At 44.0% G+C, this 19,916-nt stretch carries 13 protein-coding genes and 1 pseudogene; all 14 read right to left on the bottom strand.

Annotated elements, in window-relative coordinates; genetic code table 11:
* Positions 1-112: 112 nt before the first annotated feature.
* Complete coding sequence (locus tag AC6IB1_RS16775) at positions 113-811, bottom strand: hypothetical protein (RefSeq protein WP_497567577.1); 699 nt, start codon at positions 809-811, stop codon at positions 113-115.
* Positions 812-898: 87 nt separating this feature from the next.
* On the bottom strand, positions 899-1,408 hold the full coding sequence (locus tag AC6IB1_RS16770; protein WP_497567576.1) for a hypothetical protein: 510 nt from the start codon (positions 1,406-1,408) through the stop codon (positions 899-901).
* Positions 1,401-1,757, bottom strand: a pseudogene (gene mobI / locus AC6IB1_RS16765) (conjugative transfer protein MobI(A/C)); the annotation flags it as partial. The pseudogene mobI and the gene AC6IB1_RS16770, both read right to left, overlap by 8 nt.
* Before the next feature lie 16 nt (positions 1,758-1,773).
* A protein-coding gene (locus AC6IB1_RS16760) for an IS3 family transposase (RefSeq protein ID WP_497566314.1) occupies positions 1,774-2,885 on the bottom strand; the annotation gives its coding sequence in 2 pieces (ribosomal slippage) (positions 1,774-2,633 and positions 2,633-2,885; 1,113 coding nt in all).
* A gap of 71 nt (positions 2,886-2,956) precedes the next feature.
* On the bottom strand, positions 2,957-3,187 hold the full coding sequence (locus tag AC6IB1_RS16755; RefSeq protein ID WP_497567575.1) for a hypothetical protein: 231 nt from the start codon (positions 3,185-3,187) through the stop codon (positions 2,957-2,959).
* Positions 3,188-3,746: 559 nt separating this feature from the next.
* On the bottom strand, positions 3,747-5,822 hold the full coding sequence (gene brxL, locus AC6IB1_RS16750; protein WP_497567574.1) for a protease Lon-related BREX system protein BrxL: 2,076 nt from the start codon (positions 5,820-5,822) through the stop codon (positions 3,747-3,749).
* 16 nt (positions 5,823-5,838) lie between these two features.
* Complete coding sequence (pglZ, locus tag AC6IB1_RS16745; RefSeq protein WP_497567573.1) at positions 5,839-8,496, bottom strand: BREX-1 system phosphatase PglZ type A; 2,658 nt, start codon at positions 8,494-8,496, stop codon at positions 5,839-5,841.
* Complete coding sequence (gene pglX, locus AC6IB1_RS16740; RefSeq protein ID WP_497567572.1) at positions 8,496-12,158, bottom strand: BREX-1 system adenine-specific DNA-methyltransferase PglX; 3,663 nt, start codon at positions 12,156-12,158, stop codon at positions 8,496-8,498. Before pglX ends, pglZ begins: the two co-directional genes overlap by 1 nt.
* Positions 12,159-12,161: 3 nt before the next feature.
* Positions 12,162-12,920 (bottom strand): hypothetical protein, encoded by a 759-nt coding sequence (locus AC6IB1_RS16735; RefSeq protein WP_497567571.1) that lies wholly within the window; start codon positions 12,918-12,920, stop codon positions 12,162-12,164.
* Positions 12,917-14,089 (bottom strand): AAA family ATPase, encoded by a 1,173-nt coding sequence (locus tag AC6IB1_RS16730; protein WP_249373669.1) that lies wholly within the window; start codon positions 14,087-14,089, stop codon positions 12,917-12,919. Before AC6IB1_RS16730 ends, AC6IB1_RS16735 begins: the two co-directional genes overlap by 4 nt.
* Positions 14,090-14,096: 7 nt before the next feature.
* Positions 14,097-17,774 (bottom strand): BREX system P-loop protein BrxC, encoded by a 3,678-nt coding sequence (brxC, locus tag AC6IB1_RS16725; RefSeq protein ID WP_497567570.1) that lies wholly within the window; start codon positions 17,772-17,774, stop codon positions 14,097-14,099.
* Between the two features lie 17 nt (positions 17,775-17,791).
* Entirely contained in the window at positions 17,792-18,394 is a 603-nt protein-coding gene (locus AC6IB1_RS16720; protein WP_170894124.1) for a DUF1788 domain-containing protein, read from the bottom strand.
* The gene (locus AC6IB1_RS16715; protein ID WP_085609363.1) at positions 18,391-18,990 is read right to left on the bottom strand and encodes a DUF1819 family protein; all 600 of its coding nucleotides are present in this window, start codon (positions 18,988-18,990) and stop codon (positions 18,391-18,393) included. The genes AC6IB1_RS16720 and AC6IB1_RS16715 overlap by 4 nt, the downstream gene beginning before the upstream one ends.
* 9 nt (positions 18,991-18,999) lie before the next feature.
* The gene (locus AC6IB1_RS16710) at positions 19,000-19,887 is read right to left on the bottom strand and encodes a WYL domain-containing protein (protein WP_497567569.1); all 888 of its coding nucleotides are present in this window, start codon (positions 19,885-19,887) and stop codon (positions 19,000-19,002) included.
* Positions 19,888-19,916: the final 29 nt, after the last annotated feature.

Here is a 19,916-nt window from a genome sequence, read left to right as displayed (position 1 = left end):
CCAAAATACCCCACCGACTGCGGCGACTGTCAGTAATAAACCTCCCAGCCAAATCCAAAGTTCCATATTCACCTCCTGTAAGTATCTTCTATCTCTATTTAGCTTAGCTTTCCTAAGCATGAATTTCATCGAAAGCATGCGTTACCTGAGAAAAAACCGTCACAACCAACTTGTGCTCCGCTAAGGATGCAATTTGAAAGTAAAGATTGCCTGTAGGGTTGGCCCAAATTTCATGTTGCTCGCTTCCGTAACGGAGTAGCTTTTGAAAACGTGTTCTTGATGACAAAGCCAATCTTTCTAGATTTGGATGGGAGAGTTGCTTCTGTAAGCTGTGCCACGGATTGCGAATATCACCTTGCCTGTGTCTTTGTTGGTAGCGTTGCATTGCATGGTTACTGATGGCGATGGTGCCAAGTTTTGCAACCTCAAACGTCGGATAGGGTGAAGCATAAGGCGTAATAATGTCTTTTGTTTCTGGATGAGTGATATCAACAATCTCGTCAGAATAAAGTTTGATACCGGATAGACGGTTGGACAGAAACAGTGCGGCTGCTTTGAGAGCTTCATTCTTGGCCGCTAAAATGGTTTCTTTGGTTAGGCTGAGTGCGAGACCTTTACCGCTGTTTGGTAAGCGCCCGAGTACCTGTTTGTCGAGAATTAAGAACCTAGCCGCCGTTAACTCTGCTACAGCGCACCGGAACTCACTTTGAGCAATTTGAACCGTAACGATACCGTGATTGTTCAACCCCGCGAACCAAGCGATATCGACGCTTGCAGCATTGATTTTTTCAACCTGAACTTTCAATCTCATCACAGCATTTTCTCCTCACTTTACTACCAGCGTATCATCGATTTTGAAAATGCAAACTGTGGTGAGAAGCTTCCAGATTGGATAGAGTTAAATGTGCAGTTTTTTTATCGCTCGCATCGTTTTTCTCACCTGGCTAGACAGCTCTCTTATTGGCTTCACACGCTGTTCCAGTTGGTTGAGTTCGTCTAGCAAATACAGATAAAGTGGAATCTCCCAATCCATCGCATGTGAAAAACGACGTAACACCCCATTTGAAACTTCTTGGGTTTCAAGCTCTGGATACCAGCCTCCACGAGCGATCACGCGATGCCATTTGATTTTAGGTAAGCGCTGTTCACTCGTAACAATGAACTCATAGCGAAATGGGTACTCGACGTTGTACTCTTTTGATAAGGCTTTCTTTAGTTTATCCATTTGTTTCTTCAGTTCTTTTGCTGCTGCCATCAAGTGCTTTGACTCTGTCGCAACGAAATCAGATAAACCATCGATTCTTTCTGGCAAAGGAACTGGCTCAGGCAGCTTCAACTTGAGATTACTTAACTCAATTTCCTTGTTTAGTTGTGTTATGCCGACGTTGGGTGTGGTTTTCTTAGCCATTTTGCTTCTCCATTTTTTGAAAGTGTTCACGAAGCTTGTTAAGTCGTTTTGTACAGATTTGCGCTTTTTGTTTGATGGTGAGGATTTCATGCCGTACTTCGCGGATCAGTGCGAATGCATCCTCTGTGTACTCAATAAGATCGGATTCCCATTCATCGTTGGCTTTTGAAAAGCGCCCCGGTGGGTAACGAAAGCCTTTGCCTTTGGCTAAATGCTTTGAGCGAACGCGTTGTTCTTTGTTGTTTCGCTGTGACATTTGATTGGTACTGAGATACCAGTTGTAATACCAAGCCGCTTCAAATCGATGGTTGCGAATCCGAACCCGACAGCCGTAGCGGCCAGGTGAGGTTGTAACCCTCCCCATTTTAGTGACAGTCTAAATTAGAGCTTTTCCTGCTTTCATACTTAGCCAGATATTCCCAAGGGGTTAGGTCATTGAGAGAGTCATGCGGTCTCTCGTTGTTGTATTCCTTCATCCAGTTTTCGGTGATTTCTCGGACTTCGGACAGCGTTTTAAAAACATACATGTCGAGAACTTCAGTTCGATAGGTTCGGTTAAAGCGTTCAATGTATGAATTTTCTGTTGGCTTGCCTGGTCGGATAAATTCAAGCTCAACGCGGTTCTCTTCCGCCCACTCGGCCAATGCCGTTGAGACAAACTCAGGGCCGTTGTCCATGCGTAGTTTTTGAGGCGCACCGCGCCAAGCAATAATACGCTCTAGGACTCGGATAACTCTCGGTGCGGGGAGGTTCAAGTCCACTTCAATGGCCAACACTTCTCGATTGAAGTCATCAACAACGTTGAAGGTGCGAAAACGCCGGCCACAGACAAGGGCATCGCTCATAAAGTCGATAGACCAACAACTGTTCGCCCAATCAGGACAACAAAGCGGCACTGGTTCTCGCTTAGGGAGGCGTTTCTTACCCTTTCGCCTCAAATTGAGTTTTAGCGAACAATACACGCGATATACCCGTTTATGGTTCCATGCGTGCCCCCAACGTTTAAGGACTTTAAAGAGTTTTCCAAAGCCATACGCAGGGTAACGTTCTACTGCTTCCTGCAGCTTGGCAATGACTTCATCATCACGATGCGGGTCAGGACGATACCGATACACTGAATCACTGATGCCAACCACGCGGCAGGCCATCCTTAAGCTGGCCTGAAAGTGTTGCCGAACGTATTCCACAAGTTCACGTTTAACCGCTGGCGTTACAGCTTTTTTTCTAAGATATCTTTGACAATACGATGCTCGAGGCTGAGATCTGCAAACATCTGTTTGAGCCTTCGATTTTCGTCCTCTAGCTCTTTCAGTCGTTTAACATCAGAAGCTTCCATGCCGCCGTACTTGGATTTCCAGTTGTAGTAAGTTGCATCGGAAATGCCGTATTCACGGCAGACTTCGTTCACTTTTCGACCCGCTTCCACTTCTTTGAGGATCTTGACGATTTGCGATTCCGTGTAGCGTGATTTTTTCATCAGACGTTCTCCGTTCGTTTCAGTGTAAACGGAAAAACTCTAATTGCTAATGACCCGCTTTTCGGGGAGGGTTACAAGGTTTCCTTATGTGTTCGATGGATTCGCCAAAATTGGTTAGCGTAGCAACTGGCTAAAAACTCCAGTAGATAGGGCTCCTGCATTGCAAAGTTCTCGATATCATTAAGGGCTTTTAGCGATTGTGATAGCGCGAGCTCAAAGCAATCTTGTTCATTTTCGGAGTGTCGCTGCTGGGCTCGTTGATGCCATTGATAGGCGGCGGAATGTTCATTTAATACAGTCATATTGGCTCCTTGCTTGTTTTGCTCAAGGTAGCGCAAATGTACTGTTACTTACGCATCTGTAATTGTCCTTTTGGGGTGCGTAATTTTCCTCGTGTCCCACTGCTGATTGGTAGTCATGATATCGATTCCTCTCCCGGGACCTATCCCTGCACTTTCCAGATACCTATCCTTGTGGGACGTTGCTACGGATTATTTTCGTTGCTTTATTGTTTTGGCGGGGATATAGGGATTTGTAGTCCAATCATTGTGGGATCTGGGTGTCGATTATTTCTTTTGATGGGATTGTGACGGTAAATTTCTAGATTATTGTGGGATTTGGTCAGTTTGAAGCGCTTGAGGGCTGATGAACTTTCACATGTGAAAGCCCATGGGGCAGCACGCGGTGGGTTGTGAGCAAGAGCGCTTTGGGGTTGCTTTTCGATAGGAGGATTTGCTACTTGCGCAAGCACTTGAATCCAAAAGCCATCGAAATAATGCCTTGTGATGAACTATCCGGAATTACCGGATAGTTCATTCATTACTCAAATAAATTTTTTGATTCGTGCGCGCTATTTAAAGGTTATTGAACTCCAAGCGCTTTAAACACAGCATCGACGGGGTCTGCATAAAAGCTGATCTGGAATTTTGAGAACAACTCAGCAGGAACCGTTGGAATATCTGAGGCTGAGGCCATTGGGAGCAAAATACGCTTTGCGCCACTGTCCATAGCTAACTGAAGACTGCCTGCAAGATCTTGAACAGGATTGACGACACCACCTAAAGTCATCTCACCCAAAACAACCATCTGCTCTTGAATCGGTCGGTTCATCAGAATTGAACAGAACGCAATTAATGCAGCGAGCGATGACTTTGTACTTGGCCCCGTATTGTGGAGTTCAACAACATGGAGGTGATACTCATGATCAGAAAACTTCGCCGACGCACTGATTCTATTCAGGTTACCTTTGAAATAATCAAAGCCAACACGCACAGCTTCTTTCGCTGCGGTATTCGAACCAAGGCCAGATACCGAGTGTTTACCAGAACCAGCCATCATCTGGGTTTCATAGCGATATAACCCAAGCTGCCCAGTGCTTCCCTGAGTAACCAAGTGCACGACACCAGCGCGAGGTAAGCCCTCAGGAATTAGCTTGCTGCCACCTTGTTCCGGTACATTGACGAAGAATTCTTCTAATGAATCGTTATCGATGTAGCTAAAGTGCACATCAAAAAATTCCATTCCGCCAAGCTTTTTCAACTGCTCTTTGACTCTACGTCTAGTTTCCAGCGCATAGGTCAGGCAGGCTCTTACATCATCTTTTGTGTACTGTGCGTCGGGGTGTAGTAGCTTTAACAAGCCCGAAACCGTTCTGCGTACAGCAATTACATCACGCTGATTAAGGTTATTACCGAGTTTGAAGAACTTATCGATAGCGTCCGCAAAACTTCTTTTGCGCATTTCACGCATGTATTCAGCAAGATAGTCTGTGATTAATCCGTAACTATTGGTGAAAAACTCAGGACGCATCTTCGGTATTTCCCATCCAGGAATATAGGAATGGAAACGGTCAAAAAAAGCAGTGTCAATCATGGCATCAGGAAAAGGTGCCAACAGATGACTGGTCTTCACCAGTGTCTCAACGCTTTGATTGATGTTACCGACGAATACCATGGAAGCCTTCGCTTCGATTGAATCACGGCCACGAGAAAATGAACCCGACGACATATAGTCTTTCATGATCTGAACGCCGTCTTTGTCTTTAAAGGTAATACCCGCTACTTCATCAAAGGCCACAACATCCCACATTCCGACCAACCCAACTTGGCGCGAGCTCATGTTATAGAACAAGTTCGCCACAGTTGTTTGTCCACCCGAGACAAGCAATGAGTTTGGTGAGCACTCTTTGTAGACATGGCTCTTACCTGTCCCTCTTGGTCCGAGCTCACACACGTTGTAGTTGTTTTCAACGAATGGGATCATGCGAGTAATAAGATGCCACTTCACCCGATGCTCTAAATTGGTTGGCTCCATACCCACGGAACGAAGCAACACATCCATCCACTGATCGGTACTAAAATGTCTTCTGGTTGAAAACACCTCATCCATGTTCATGGACGGCATTTGTATCGGTTTTAAACTCATAATGGAGAAAGGTGATGTCTTCTGACCTTCCTCAAAGAAATACTGGACGGTAATAATGCACCAGATGCCGCCAGTTAATAATTTTTCGTTGTCTTGTACTATTTTGGTCGGTACAAGGGCATCCTTGATACCCAGGTTCGACAACGCAGCTTCATAAACGTCTTTTTTCTGATTGAGCTTAACGCTTACTTTGTCGATGATTTTAAACGTGCCGCGTTCACGGATCAGTGACTTCACTTTCTCCGCTTCATCTGGTCGGACATAGTTCTCAGCCAAGATTTTTTTCACATTATCAAGGCCTTGCATTACAACTTCGTCGTCATCGGACGCACAATACATGCCTAGTAAATACTCAAGCACATAGACAGGGACGTTAGCGCCTTCTTTCAATTGCTTTGTCAGATCTTTTCGAACGACACGGCCTTTAAAATATTGGTTGAGCAATGAGTCTAAATCGGCGCTTTGCATCTGATTTTTTTCGTCTTTATGATCTTGTGAAAAATCAGTTGTCATGTTTCACCTCAGCGCCTTAGAAAAAGTCATCTTGGAATGCCAAATCAATGGTTACCGCGTATTGGCTATAACGGGTTCTCATTTCCGCATTCTCAAGAACTAATGTGTATTGAGCGTTCCTGTCGAACTGAGAGCCAATAAGCTTTAACCTAGCTTCGCGAGTACGCTCATCCATCACTTTACTCACGCTATCAAAGTTAATCGTTTCACGACTGGATACTTCATTACCTTGTGCATCGACGATATAGACATCCAACAACCGTGCGACAAAACGCTCGCCTACAGGGTCTGTCTGAATAAATCTGACCTTGTCGATATTGTTTACTAATTTGATGGGCTGAGTGGCTGCTACAACACCTACCGGTTGTTTCTCATGTTTTGCTGCTTGTTCTTTTTGCAGCTCGCGCACATGCAGTACCGGTACGCAGACTTCCTGTAGCATCGCTCCGCCGTGCACAAACTTGGCACCACCAACGAAGTGGAAGCGTTGAGCCGCTTTTGGAAGCAGGAACTCTGTATCACTAGAGCCATGAGCGGTATCGTTAATTGAGCCTTTCCAACAGGCTTCATCAGAAGGTAAGTTATTACCAACGATATAACGCTTCTTGGCTTCTATCGCGCCAGCAGGTTTGGTTTTCAACGAGGTTTTGTCAGCCGCTACAAGTGCTTTTTGTTGGAAGAGGAAGCCATGGTCAGCAGTGATCACAACTCGGCTGCCGTTTAGACGGTTGATGACCCGCCCAACGAGGTCTTTTAGCTCTTCAATGGCACTACGACAGGCTTCAAACGTTTTCTCTTCAGTTGCAGCCTTATCACCAATCGCATCAATGGTATCGTGATAGATATAAACTACTTCTACGTCTCGAACCTTGTCACGCCCCTCCTGGTTACTCCAGCTCATCAGCTCCTTAGAACTCACTGCCATACCACCTACTTTTTGTAGGATGGAATTACGATTGTCTAAACCCTGTGAAGAAATACCATCCACATAAACAGCCGTGCCTTGCTCTGGCTGGTAACTGAGCGCCTTATGAGGCAATAATGCCGCCATCCCAAGTTGGGTATAACTCGGCAAAATGCCCAACTGCGTAGACACCTCAGCCTTAAATCGCTTCTCGTTGTTAATGATAGCGCCAAGCTCATTCGCAATTTCAAAACGCAGGGCATCAGAGATGATGACAAACACTCGTTTTGTCTGTTTCAGACTCAGTCGTGTGCGAACTTCTTTTTCATAGAAGTCATACTGGTGCGGTACGCCAGAAATCTGCCACTTTTCAAGTAATTTCTCATTGGCCAAGTGACGATCCCAGGCAAGGCCAAGCTCATATAAGTACCAGTTGGTATAAATGCTTTCGACTTCGTCGTCGAGCTGACGCAGTATGTCTGCACCTTTACTCAATACAGAGTGCACATGCTCATTGAACAAACGGTAAGCCTGGTCAAAACGATAAATGTCTGTGGTATAGGCGTCGTACATTGCTTTCGCGTTATCAAAGTGGAACCCGTCCACATAGCGATTTCGCAAGTGCATTAACTCTTCAGCGTTGCGGATAGCTTCATAAATTGCGAAGTATTCTTTGCGTGACAATGTCCAGTGGCTAGCAAGACGTCTTGATAAAACCGTATCAAACTGAACCCGGTCTAGCGCTTTACTGCTATCGAGCAAATCACGAACTAAACCACGGATTATGGCCTGTTCCACAGCTTCGAACGTTTCGCATTCGATAAGCTCAACCGGATGGTACTGGCCAGCACGAGTCGAAATTTCCAACTGTTGGCTAAGCACCTTAGAGATGCTTTCGTAGTAAGCGGCGAAAGAGCGGCTGTCGCGCCAGCTCACCATAAACGCCAAGGCTGTCGCCCGGCCTGATGCGCTTTTTAGAACATTGTTAAGCAACCAATCGCGTTCAACACCTTCAATTTGGCTCCAGAATTCAGTACAGAATAATTTCAACACGAAGTCTGAGAAGGTTGGCTCTTCGACTGTATAGCCAAAACCCTCACTCAGATATGCCCAGAGTGAGGTCTCAAGATCAAACTTTCCTAGCTGGCTCCATAAAGGTTGGCCAAGGCTTTCATCTTCGATATAAGCTGCATATTCGCGTAGTAACCCAAGCAGAATGTCCGACAAAGACGCAGAATCAGCTTTTACAACCACTGCCATCATCTTCCTGTCTAACGACAGTTCGTCTTCGTTCTCAGTCACCCACTTTTTTAAACCGGCTATGCGCTGTTTATTGGCAAAAAAGCTCTGGCGCTTACGAATGTGCGTGCGTAGCGCCATTTTCGGGATACCCAGCTCATTAAGCAGCATTGAGCTGTGATCAGCAAAAAACTGTTCGCTATACAAACGCACGTCTAGCAACCAATCGCGGTCAGGCTCTGGCTCAGCGCTTGGAAAATAGATAAGGAATTTAGCTTCACGCTCATCTACTTCAATGCGTTTTTTCACTGCCAATACAGACTCATTGCCCATATTGAGGATGGTCAAATCATTTGGTAGTACCCTAGCAGTTATATCTGCCGCGCTATCGCCTACTTCTTTTGCAATAGATAGGGCGTTAGCTAAATGCTCAAGCTCTTCAGTAAAGCTTTGCTCTGGGTCGTACCAAAACACAATGCGGCTTTGTTCAAGTTTGGCAGCAACGCCTTGTGCCAGTTCACTAATCTGCATTAGTTAACCTCCGGGGCCGAACCGGTAATCGCCTTAACATCAGCCAACAGATCACCAAACTTGCCGTAATTCACTTTCACACCATCATCAAGATCCAGTGAAATACGCATATCGGCGTAGTGTTTTAGCTTGTCATCAAACTCTCGTAGCTCAACCTGTTTCTTGATTAAAGCATCCAACTCTTTCTTGAAGCGGTTCGCTTCACTAGTCGAGTCTGCCGTTTCAGTCTGCTTCTCAAGCTGTTCTGCATAAGCATCGTATTTGCCTAGTAACGGGGTGACATACTCGGTACGCATACGAGAAAGCGTGCCCTCGTTGTACCTATGTAAGTAAACCAAACACTCAAAAGCCTTCTGTTTACCTGAGCTAAACAGCCAATAAATAGGGCGTTTTTTGTAAGTCTTCAGGTGGTCTTTATAGAACTGAGTCGATAAATAGCGGCGGATCGTCTCAAGGGCTGATTCTGATTTCTTGGGCTTTATGGCATTTAAGCACAGAGACTCTGCAACAAAATCGAGATTTTCTTGTAAGTGTTCTTCACCCCAAACAACTTGGACAAACTCGCGAAAACGATTGGTAACATCATCTTTAAACCACTCCTGATCTGTTAATGGAATAATGCCATCTTCGTCTACAGGAAATGTCTCAAAAGCTCTAGCAGTGTACAGTTCGCTGAATTTATTATGATTTGAATGCGCAAATACGATACCTTCCCGGTCGAGCGAATAACGACCTAAAGAGCAACCGATAGCGTATGATATCAACTCTGAAATGGTATCAGATTGAAACTTAACTTCTGAATCAATAGCATTATTATAGCGATAAACTGGATTTGCATTTAAAGTAACATCCTGTAAATCTACTTTTTCGTCCAGCTCATTTGTCAATCCATAAGAATCAATAAATATTCTGTTATTATCCTCTTCTAAAGCCTTTACGTTTACCACCGTGGACTCGCAGGTCTTTCGATAATCCTCATATGATTTAGATAATGAATCTCCCGCATGTTTAACCAGAGAGTTTTTGGTAAAATCCCAAGATACCTCAGATAAATCCCAGTCATTTTTTGATTCTTTTATTATTTCTTCCCACATATTACTAAATGGTACATCACCTAATGGCACTCGCCCAATATTACCAGCCTCATAGTTTAAAGTCTCACTGAGGTTCGAGAGGAAATATGGGAACACTTTAGAGGATAGTAAGCCTTGAATATAAAAGGCGTCTCTTCCAGCACAAACGACCTTCATTCCTGCATCACTAAATACAGCCCCTTCAGGAGAGAATCGACTTGAGAAACTACCACCAGTAATTTTCCCCCAAGTTACTCCTGACTTAAAATATTCATTGGAATTTTTAGCTACGAAGTCGGGATTTCCATTTAAGTAAGGATATTTTTCATTAATACTATCTTTTATTCTCTGACCATCATTCTCCCAATCTACAACAAACTCATTATTCCCGTACCATTTTCTAAAGCTTCCTCCTTTGTCCAAAGGAAACCATCTTTTTTTACTCAATTTTGAGTCATATCGGCTAGTAGATGAAAAGGAGATGCCGTCTATAGAAACCTCATACCACCTCCGTGTAAACAGATCGTTATTTGTTGTAGCAAGCCCCTGTTTTGCTGAGAACTTTTCAGATAACAAAGGCATGGATTGGAAACAATCTCTTATCTTATCCGATGCCCAGTAAGCTATTGGAGAACCAGCTATTTTAGAAAAATCACTCTGAGCAGTAGATGAGAATTCGTTATCTCGTGATCCAAGCGCATCTCGCTTATCACTTTCATTACCTTCAACAAGCCTGTAAAAAGTTGGCTGATAATTATTAATATAATTTGATTTGATAATCCAGGCTGTTGTTTGTACAACTTCTCCGCTGATTTGACTAAAAGCTCTAGCTCCTAAGTGAGCCATAGTGATTATTGTGCGATCTTCCAATAGTTTGCTTCTCAGTTGTTGGTAACTACTTAAAAACATCCAAGACTGCATATTAATCTGTGCATTAAAACCAAGTTTATGAACAAGGGAAAATGCTCGCTCCATAAAAATGGCAAATAAATCAGATTTACTATCTGGATAGTTTTTCTTAGCAAACACTTTCAACTCTGAATTCATACCTTTGCTACCCATATATGGTGGGTTTGCAATAACAGCATCGTAACGAATCGACAGTACCAATGCCTGATGAACAAATTCAATCAACTGCTTCGCCGCAGGCTTCTGCATTGAGTCGCCTGACTCTTGTAGCTCTACTAGCGTGCTCAGGAGCTCTTTTAGCTGTTCATGGTCATCGCTTGGTACATCAATCAATGAACCAAAGGTCTTAGCTTGAGTAAATCTCGCCAATGTTCGCTTCAGCAGTTGGTAGCGGTTGTCTGCATTGAACGAGCTTAAATCTTGCTCTTCATCTGAGAACAAGCCCTGGGACGTGCCGCTTTGCCAACTTCCCGATAGGTTGAGTGCTTTCCATACTGTCGGCAGGTCGATATGGTTACTTTCCTGCAATGACAGTACATTGAGTCGCACGTTACGGGTAAAAATACGCTTATCGTCATCTCTAGCCATCATCATCAGCGCAAAACCAGATAGCTGCGCTGCACGATCATCTATGTCCAAGCCGAAGAGGTTGTTCTCCAGAATCATCTTTGGAATGTCACGAGAGCGGAAACCACGCTCTTCGTAGATGGCTTTTAGCACGTTATAGGCTTCAATCAATATGTGGCCCGAACCACAAGCTGGGTCAAGTACTTTGATGGTTTCAGGTTCAATAGATTCTGGCGTAATAGCCTTTAGCTGTTGGTTAACTTCGTCAGATTGTTCAGCAGGCTCAATGTAGTATTCCATCTGCGTTTTAATGGCAGAGTCTGGGTAGGTTTGCAGCCATTGACGACCGACTGAGTTTTGTACCAGGTACTTCACAATCCAGTTGGGTGTAAATAGCTGAGTGGCGGCAGGGATGTCTTCACTCTTGACCACCTTACCCATTACCTGATCTTTCTTTTCAGAAATGTAGAACTGGTAAAGCCAACCTATCACTTCGACTTGTTGCCAGTCCTCTTCAGGAATGCTGTCTACCAATCCACGCAGTATTGAGTCGGTACGTGTTAGATTGTCTGGTAGAAGAAGCTCAGTTTCATCGTCCAAAGCGTCGAATAAAAAAGGCATCGCTTCATGTAGCTTATGGCACTGGCCTAGCAGCAGTTCACGATACAGCTCTTCGTCTTTGTTGCCCGCAAGCTTGAGTTCAATAATACGAGCTCTATCTAATCCGAGTTCATCCGCAGCATCTTGCGCATGGTCGATAATTTCAAATCCTTTAGGATTGTCTGGGTGCGACAAAACACGAAAACCGTGACCTAGATAGTCATGGATTTCCATGTAGCGAATAGCACACAAGCGGTTGAACCAGGTATAGGCTACTTGTTCCACGAGCTGGTTATAGCCCATTGCCTGAACCTTTTTGACCAATCGCTCTCTGGCAGTTTTTACGCTAGGCTCAAAAGTTTTACCTTCAATTAGTAATACTGAACCTTCTTGTTTTACCTCTGATATCTGTTTGTCGCTGTATATACCTAGCTGATTAAATTGTTTTGAAACAGCGGTAATAAACTCACGCCTTGCTTGAGGCGCATATTTTTTTAGTTTTGCAGTATTCATAAATTAATTCCTCACTTCGCCACAAGCTTTTTCAACAACTGCGATAATATTACTCTTAAATTGACGGAAGCTTGGCATGTCCTCTAATCGGTCAACATCAATTTCCGCTATAAGAGTACTGAGATCTTCACGGCAATAGTCATGATTATTTATTGCATTTCCTAGGACAACTTTCGGAGCTCTATCTGCGGAACGGTCGTTGCCAGAAAGATCCGTTTCTAGGTTCTGGCAGTGACAATATGGGTTTTCTTTAACCGAACAAATGATCCATGACTCAGATGTAGGTTTAGGAATCATGGCAACGCCATGTTCGTACTCTGCTGCCTTAAAACCAGATAAAACGGCTTTGACACGATTAGCTTGCATTTCTGGTTCACGGTCTAATTCAGATCGTGTACCGTCACAGTCATGAAAATATACGGATAGGCTATTAGCCCATGTTTCTGGAAAATTCTCTTTTGCGAATTCAGCAAGCGCAGCAGCTCGTTTAGCATGTTCTAAATGTCCTTTTACCGCTTTATCTTTGCTCGGAAGTCTTACTTTGCTAGCCTTTGCTCTTTGCCCTAACTCTTTACGATAAATAAAGGTATGCGTAAAATCTTGGCCTTGATTCCACTCAGGTAAACAGTTCTCTAACAGCTTGATAAGCAGGGCGTACATTGGGCCTTGTAGAAAGTCTTCACCGTTTGATACCCCTAAACTATTCTGGCTAATACCGATGTCAGTTGGCCCTTCACCTGTAGCAATCAGATGCATAATCATAATTTTTTCAACCCCTCGATTCGAGATTTTTCAGCTTCCATTGCCACATCGGTCAAGTGGAGGTCCAACATAGCTTCGCCGGGAGCTAATGCTTCCAGTTTTCTAGCGGTAGAATCGAGATCGAAAAATTTTGTTGTTTTAGTATGACCCTGGCTATTTTTATAAACTAGGTGCACGGAGTTTTTTGCAAGTTCTTCATCAATGAAATTCAAGATTAGTGGACTATGAGTCGTGATTAATACTTGTTGTGGTGATCGAATAAATGTTTCAACGAGCTTTTCAGTAATCTCAGAGTTTACACCATTCTCAACTTCATCAAATTGCTGGAATTTCGAACTAGATCTTTGACTTGCCAGTATGATTAAAATACGCAACATGCCATCGTTGATATGCTTGGCATTAGTTACAACATCGGTGTGAGAGCCATCCTCATTATAAAACCGCTCTGTTAGCAAAAGGCTTAATGTGCCATCCAACTCAGTTTTAGTATCAATATTCACAACCTGAGGAAAATAACCATACAAGTTTGTTCGCAAAGTATCTCGCGCACTCTTTTCCAAATTGTGGATATAACTAATCAAGTACTCACCAGCACTACCTATTTTTCCTGCTGAAGCAAAACGACCTGAACGCATGACCTTAGGCGATAAAAGGTCATGACTATCAACATTAGTCATAAAATTTCGAAAAATGACTGCTTCTTGCGGCAAAGCCGAATCATCCAAAGCAGACAATATTGAACCTGAATATTTGAAAATAAGGTCCGGAAAACTGTGACGCTTAGTTTTTAGTCTTCCCTGATATAGACGTAACAGCTGCTGACCGTTGGCTAAATCCGTTAGAGTCTCACTTGTACAGAGGCCTCTTTTCCAGTTGTACGTGGCTTCCCAACGCAATTGCTTATCTGAAAGCTCTATATCGAGTACAAGATCAAACGTTTCTCGTGTGGGGAAGAAGTGAGAAACAACATCTTTTTCTTCCCAACCTCTTTCGCTTAACCAACGGTCAATTTTTCCTTCAATAAGAGCAGATACATAACTAAACAGTTGTAAAACCGAACTTTTCCCTGCACCGTTTAAACCAATGATGCAGTTAAACTTCGAGTCAAGGTTTAACTCAAAATCAACTAACGATTTGAATGCGCTAACGCTTATTCTTTTGATCATCATAAGCCCCTTACTTAATTCGTACGCGGTCGCCAGCTTTGACCGCAGCAATCAGCTGCTCTCTTAAAGCGGCAAGATAGGCATCAACTTCGGCTTCACTTTCAATGAATCCGGTTGTTACTGACTTAGCCATGGCATCGGTTGGGTTAATCGTTACGGTACGTTTTGCAACCGGCTGTGGCTGCACCGGTTCAGGGGCTGGCTCAGGTGCTGGAGCTGCCTTACCGGCTTTCGCTGCTTCCTCTTCGCGTTTCTTCTGTTCGAGTTCACGACGTCTATGCTCAGCTTCAGCTTTTTTGCGTTGATCTTCGATAAAGCCATTCAGCAACTCATAAGCTTCGTCCTCGTAACCTTCCGCTTCAGTTTGCTCACTGATAATTTGTGGTATTGAAGAGGTTGCTTCAATGCGCTGTCTGCACATTTGTAACGGGCGCAGTGCTTGGTTCTGTAGTTCAGACGGTGCATGAGCTTCAGCTAGCGCTTCCTTTACACGTCCGATGCGCAGATCAACACGCTCTAAGGCATGAGTGCGTTTTTCTTCAACCAATGTTGAGTTAACTTTTGCCACCTGCTCGATAAGCGGATTAATGTGGCGCAGCTGCTCATACGGTGACGGCATATTGTAAATGCGTTCTAATTCAGTGAGCGCTTTTAATGCTTCATTGTCTTTTTCTAACGCAGGTCTATTGGCCTTAAACTTCTCGTTCAATGCGCCAGCAAGGGCTTGCCAAGTTTGAAATTGGCTATTGTAGAAGTCATCAAGATCCTCAAAGTCCTCAGCAAACTCTTCAAGGGCATCAGCGTCTTCTAAGAATCGGGCGATAAGGGCGAAGCTTGAAGTTTGCTCAAGAATACCCGCGACCAATGCAAGACCATCGTCAATTTGAGATTTACCTGGGAAATGGCCTGTCTGTGACTTGGTTCTGAATGATTTAAGCTCTTCATTCCAAGCCAGTAATTCATCGCGCACTAATTCGTAGAGCTCCTTTTCACCAGAGCCGGTAAAGGTTTTTGAAAAGATCTCTTTAACAAGACCAGCAGCCTTTTTAATTTGGCGCTCGTCATGTTGCCTGATCTTATGTACACGGATCTCGCCGCGTTTACGCACACTGGTAAACGGCTCGTAAGCTTTTTTCAACGCCAGATCTGTGCCTTGGGTACTAAAAGATACCTTTCCAGCCAAGCCCAGCCTTGCAGTGAGCAATAAGATTTCATTGTCTGGCCAGCCATATGGGCGCTTGCCGAAGCGGGCAACGATGTCACGTAAGTAAACAGGCTCATTACGCTCGACTTTTAGCGTTACGTACTGCTCAACCTCACGCGTAGCTTCTGGGTTACATTCATCCGCTTGAAGATCCAGTCCAATCTGAGCAATATCATCAGCAACAAGAACGGCCTGTAGCTCACGCAAAACTTCACCAGGCGTTGCCTTGAGCATATTCAATTTAGCGAAGGTGTTTTCGATAACGTATTTGTATGCTTCTTCGACGATGGCACTTGGCGTTGCTGATTTCTTCGGTAGTTTTGTGCCGATAGCGTAAACGTCCGCCTCTGCAAACAAAGCTTCAAAATCCGTTCTTAAGCGTTTTTCACGCTCAATATTTTCCATCTGCTTTTCGCGGAGAAGGTGTTCTTGCTCTGGTCGCTGTCCTGAATTCTGTTTTAAGAATCGGTCAGTTTTAATAAAGATTGTCAGGTCATCCCAAAGACGCTTATGTTCGCCCAGCTTGACGAGCACGCACCCATCAGCCTCAAGCGTATGATTGATACACGCTTGATCGTGGGAGTAATTTTCAAAGTGCGAATCCAAAGGTGAAATGACTTTAATGACTAGATCTTCCAGCGTGGTGCCATCTTTTGGATGACCATTGCAAAAACGGCTCACCGCAAAGTCTTGCTTATTAATCGGGTAACGATAGGCACGATTACCTTTCAAAATACCGTCAAATACGATTGCTGAAAGCTTGTTAGAGACCTCTGACATTTCAACGTCAGTGTGGCGGATCTCGTTTTCGATCTCTTTTTCTTCGTTGGTCAGGAAGATAAATTCATCACCATTACGGGCAATCAACAATTGGCGTTCAAGACGATTCAAGCTCTCTTCAATTTGTTTACGCAGCGCAATTTTATCTGCATCGATTCGATCAATTGACAGCGTCACAAGGTTGTCTAGTGTGCTTTTGACAACGTCCACATAACGGATCAAGAAAAGAGTTTTTAGAATCTTGCCATCGAATTCTGTTAAGGAATCCAACTCACAGGCTTGGTCAATCGTTCGCTTAACAGCTGGCTCCAAAAAGCTTTCAATCGGTGCATAGAAACTGTAAAACGGGATTAACACATCAAGGGCAGAGTCCTTCATCTGTTTTGCAGCTGATTGGAAAGCATCAAGTAATGAACGCTCACCCATGGCTAAGTGCTTACCCGTCGCGCCTTTTGTTCGAATTGACTCAAACACTTTTTGAACCAGCGTGTAGTGGTAAGGCACAAACGGATAGTTGTCCACGAAAGACGGAGCGTCGGTGTAACCTTTTAGAGAAGCGGTTGTCGTTTTATCAAATGTCAGCTGGTTACGAAGAATGTCGCCCTTTTCTGCAAATATATCTATGAGATGTGTACGAGCTTCTTCCGTTTTGGACAACAAACGCTTTTGAATAACTTCCGAGGTATTCGAGCTCGACAGCTGTAAGCGGGTACTAAAACGCCCCTGAATTTTAGAAAAGTCCTCGCCATCGCGCTTATCCATACCACCAATGGCAGCATCAATGTCTGCCTGAGAGGTAACAACGACCCAAGCTCTGCCACCACAATATGTGCCAAGATCTTCAGTAATGGTCTGAAGCTTCAACATCATTTGTGTGTTCTTACCGATAAACTGACCGACTTCATCGACTAAGAAAAGAAGGTTACGATCCCCAGTTCGATCTAAGTATTCATTAACCCACTTACAGAAGTTTCGGATATCTAGCGGGAAATTGTTTTCAACCTGCTCAACCCATGCTTTGGCAGACTCTAATGATTGCTCACTGGCATGAGCGAGTGCTTCTGAAAGTTCGTCTCGATAGAAGTCATAGGCGTCACGCTCCGTTTCCCAAGTTGATTGGGTCAACTCAGCAAATTTGTCCTTGAAAGACATGTATTGATTACGCTTATCAAGCTCGCGTTCTAAGTGCGCAATATGAGGAAAATCAGCGCAGTATCCTACACGTTCATTAAAGACTTTGAGGAAGACCTTAAGAATGGCATTTTCTCGGTCATCCGTATTGGCTCGTGAATCGATGTTAAAAAGAATAACGTCTGTATCTTTTGTAACAGCGTTTTGGATATCGGCCAACAGCATGGCATCGTTGATTTTGTCTTTAAAAAACTCAAATGCTTGGCGGCCTTGTCCATCCTTTTCGACAGATTTATTTTCGAGGAGGTAAGACAAAATTTTCAGGAAGTGAGACTTACCCGAACCAAAGAAGCCAGAGATCCACACACCTATTTTACCTGACATTGATGCGCCGCTTTGCGTCACAGATGGAACGTAAGCCTCAAAGAAAGCGCGAAAATGTCGATCTAGCTCTCGGGTTACAACATACTCATCAAGTTCGACATACACACTGTCATTGTCTTTCTGTTCCGCTTTAACAACGCCGTTAATGTCACGCATCAACTTCTTGGAAAAAATCTGTTCAATTTTCATTCGGGAGGCTCTCTGCTCTACTTCTTATTGTCAGCAAAAGGTTTTTTACCGTCTTCAGGCACAAGCTTGAAGGCGCGATAATAGTTTTTAGATTCGATCATGCCGAAAGGATGCAAATCCCTTCCACTATATTCACCTGGATAGAAAAGCACTAATGGCGTGCTGCCCATCACGTCTTGCAGAGCACTGAGTAACTCATGCCCTCGTACAAGAGGCCACGCACTGCCTAAGCCTGACAGCAACACAAACTCAAGTTCTGATGGCTTATATTTGTCCGCGATATACCTTGCCACTTTCTCTTGGCTCAGAGGCCCGGCTAGTGTTTTTCGAAGGCCATCAACACCGACTTGCAATTCACGCTGGCAAGCTCGGTCGAAAAGGCCTCGCTCCTCAAGCATATCTATCAAGACTTCAAAAATATTGAGATGGACAAAGCGGTAACCACGCTTGTTGAGTTTTTCGTCAACGTGCTTAAGGTGATCTCGTACGAGCAGTTCATACTTGGCTGGATAGTCAAATACCCAAAATCCAATTTCATTGCCCAATCCATCGTTTTTCAAAAACTTAGGGCTTTCAATTCGTTCCAATATCAGATCAAGCCTGGTCTGAAGAGCCTTCATATTGTGCACTCCATTACATCAATCAAATCTTCCCTGCCCAGACGAACTAACCAGTCTTTAACTTCTGGCATTAGGTAAACAGGTTGTATTTTCTTTGTCCTGCTATCACTCAGGTAGCCACTGTCAACTAATGCCTTAATTGCGTTGTTACCCATTTTTTTGACAGTTGAGTCAGAAAAACCGCCAAGCTCGGCATATGCCCGCACTCTTGTGTCATAAAACTCAGACCATGCATCAGCAGTCAAAGAGGGTTTATAGGTGCGACGAGCCTCGGCCAAGGTAAGTCGCATAAAATCAGCGACAACCGGAGAATGAATGAGTAATGACATCATCAGCATTTGGACATATGCGCGTTCACTCGCGGCTAAAAGATCAGTCATAAACTCATCACCCAGGCCTTCAATACGCCAACGGATTGTTCTGGCATAACGAATAGCTGTCTGGCCGGATTTTTTCTGAAGAACATTTTGCTCAACGATTAGTGACTTCCACTCGTCATCTGGAAGTTTTTTCAGTAGCGATTCTGCGATTATTCTAGATTCAGTTATCAATAAACTGCCTCCGATAAGATCGCCTAAATATTCTTTTATATTCATAAATTCATCTCACGATTCGCTATATCCAGGAGCGAGTGCAGCATTATCAACGCCGTATAATGCTTCTGGGTTTTTAAGTGCTAAATGGAACTCTCGCCCATTGCCCTTACTATTCTTTGAACAATCGATATTCCATAAACGCAGTAAATACCCAGCGAACGCAGCTCTTATCTCTACACGCAACCTATTGTTTTCCATTGCGTAGTCCATCGATACAGCTTCTGGATGTGTTAGTTTTGGATGAGGTATTAGTTCTAACTCAACGATCCTGTTCCATTGCTTATCCCACTGAAGAGTCTCAACTTCGTCGTTAATCTCATCCTCTAACTGCTCAACTTCACTTATTCTGGTTAAAACAAAATCCCTAAATTCTTTATGCTTTCTATCGAATGCTCGGACATGCCATCTCAAGCCATTGTCAATCATGGTATGAGGAACAATTTGCCTGCTCTCATGGCCACTCGATAAAGAGGTATATTCAATATTGATCGCAGCGCGTTTATGTATGGCTTCACTAATAGCAGCCACTACTTCCAATTTTGGCTTATTGAGATGGAATGGTGCTTCACAAGCCATAGGTGGCTTAACCTTGCCAAGAAAACCATCACCAAACCCTTGGCTTATCGTCGCAAGAGTTCGAACAATGTCATAATCAAACAACGGCTTGAATGTGCTCGTCTTCAAGTGCACTCTGCGCTTTTCGTCATACATAACGTTGTTAGGAGCCAACTCTTTGTACCGCGCAAAATCTTGCGTTGCCACAGACGGCGCTACGCTAAAGCGCTCGGTTAAATAACTACGCCCAGCTTCACCTTTAAATAACAAAGTGAAATCAATATGAGCGAGTCGTTCTCTCTGTGCTTGGCTAAGCTCTTCAAGTCCAGTGTTGTCTTGCACTGTCAGCCTCTCAATCCATCCGGGACAAG

It is taken from the genome of Grimontia sp. THUN1695, from assembly GCF_059704325.2.
Note: the sequence above shows the minus strand (reverse complement) of the source record. Positions and strands in the feature narration are given on the sequence as shown.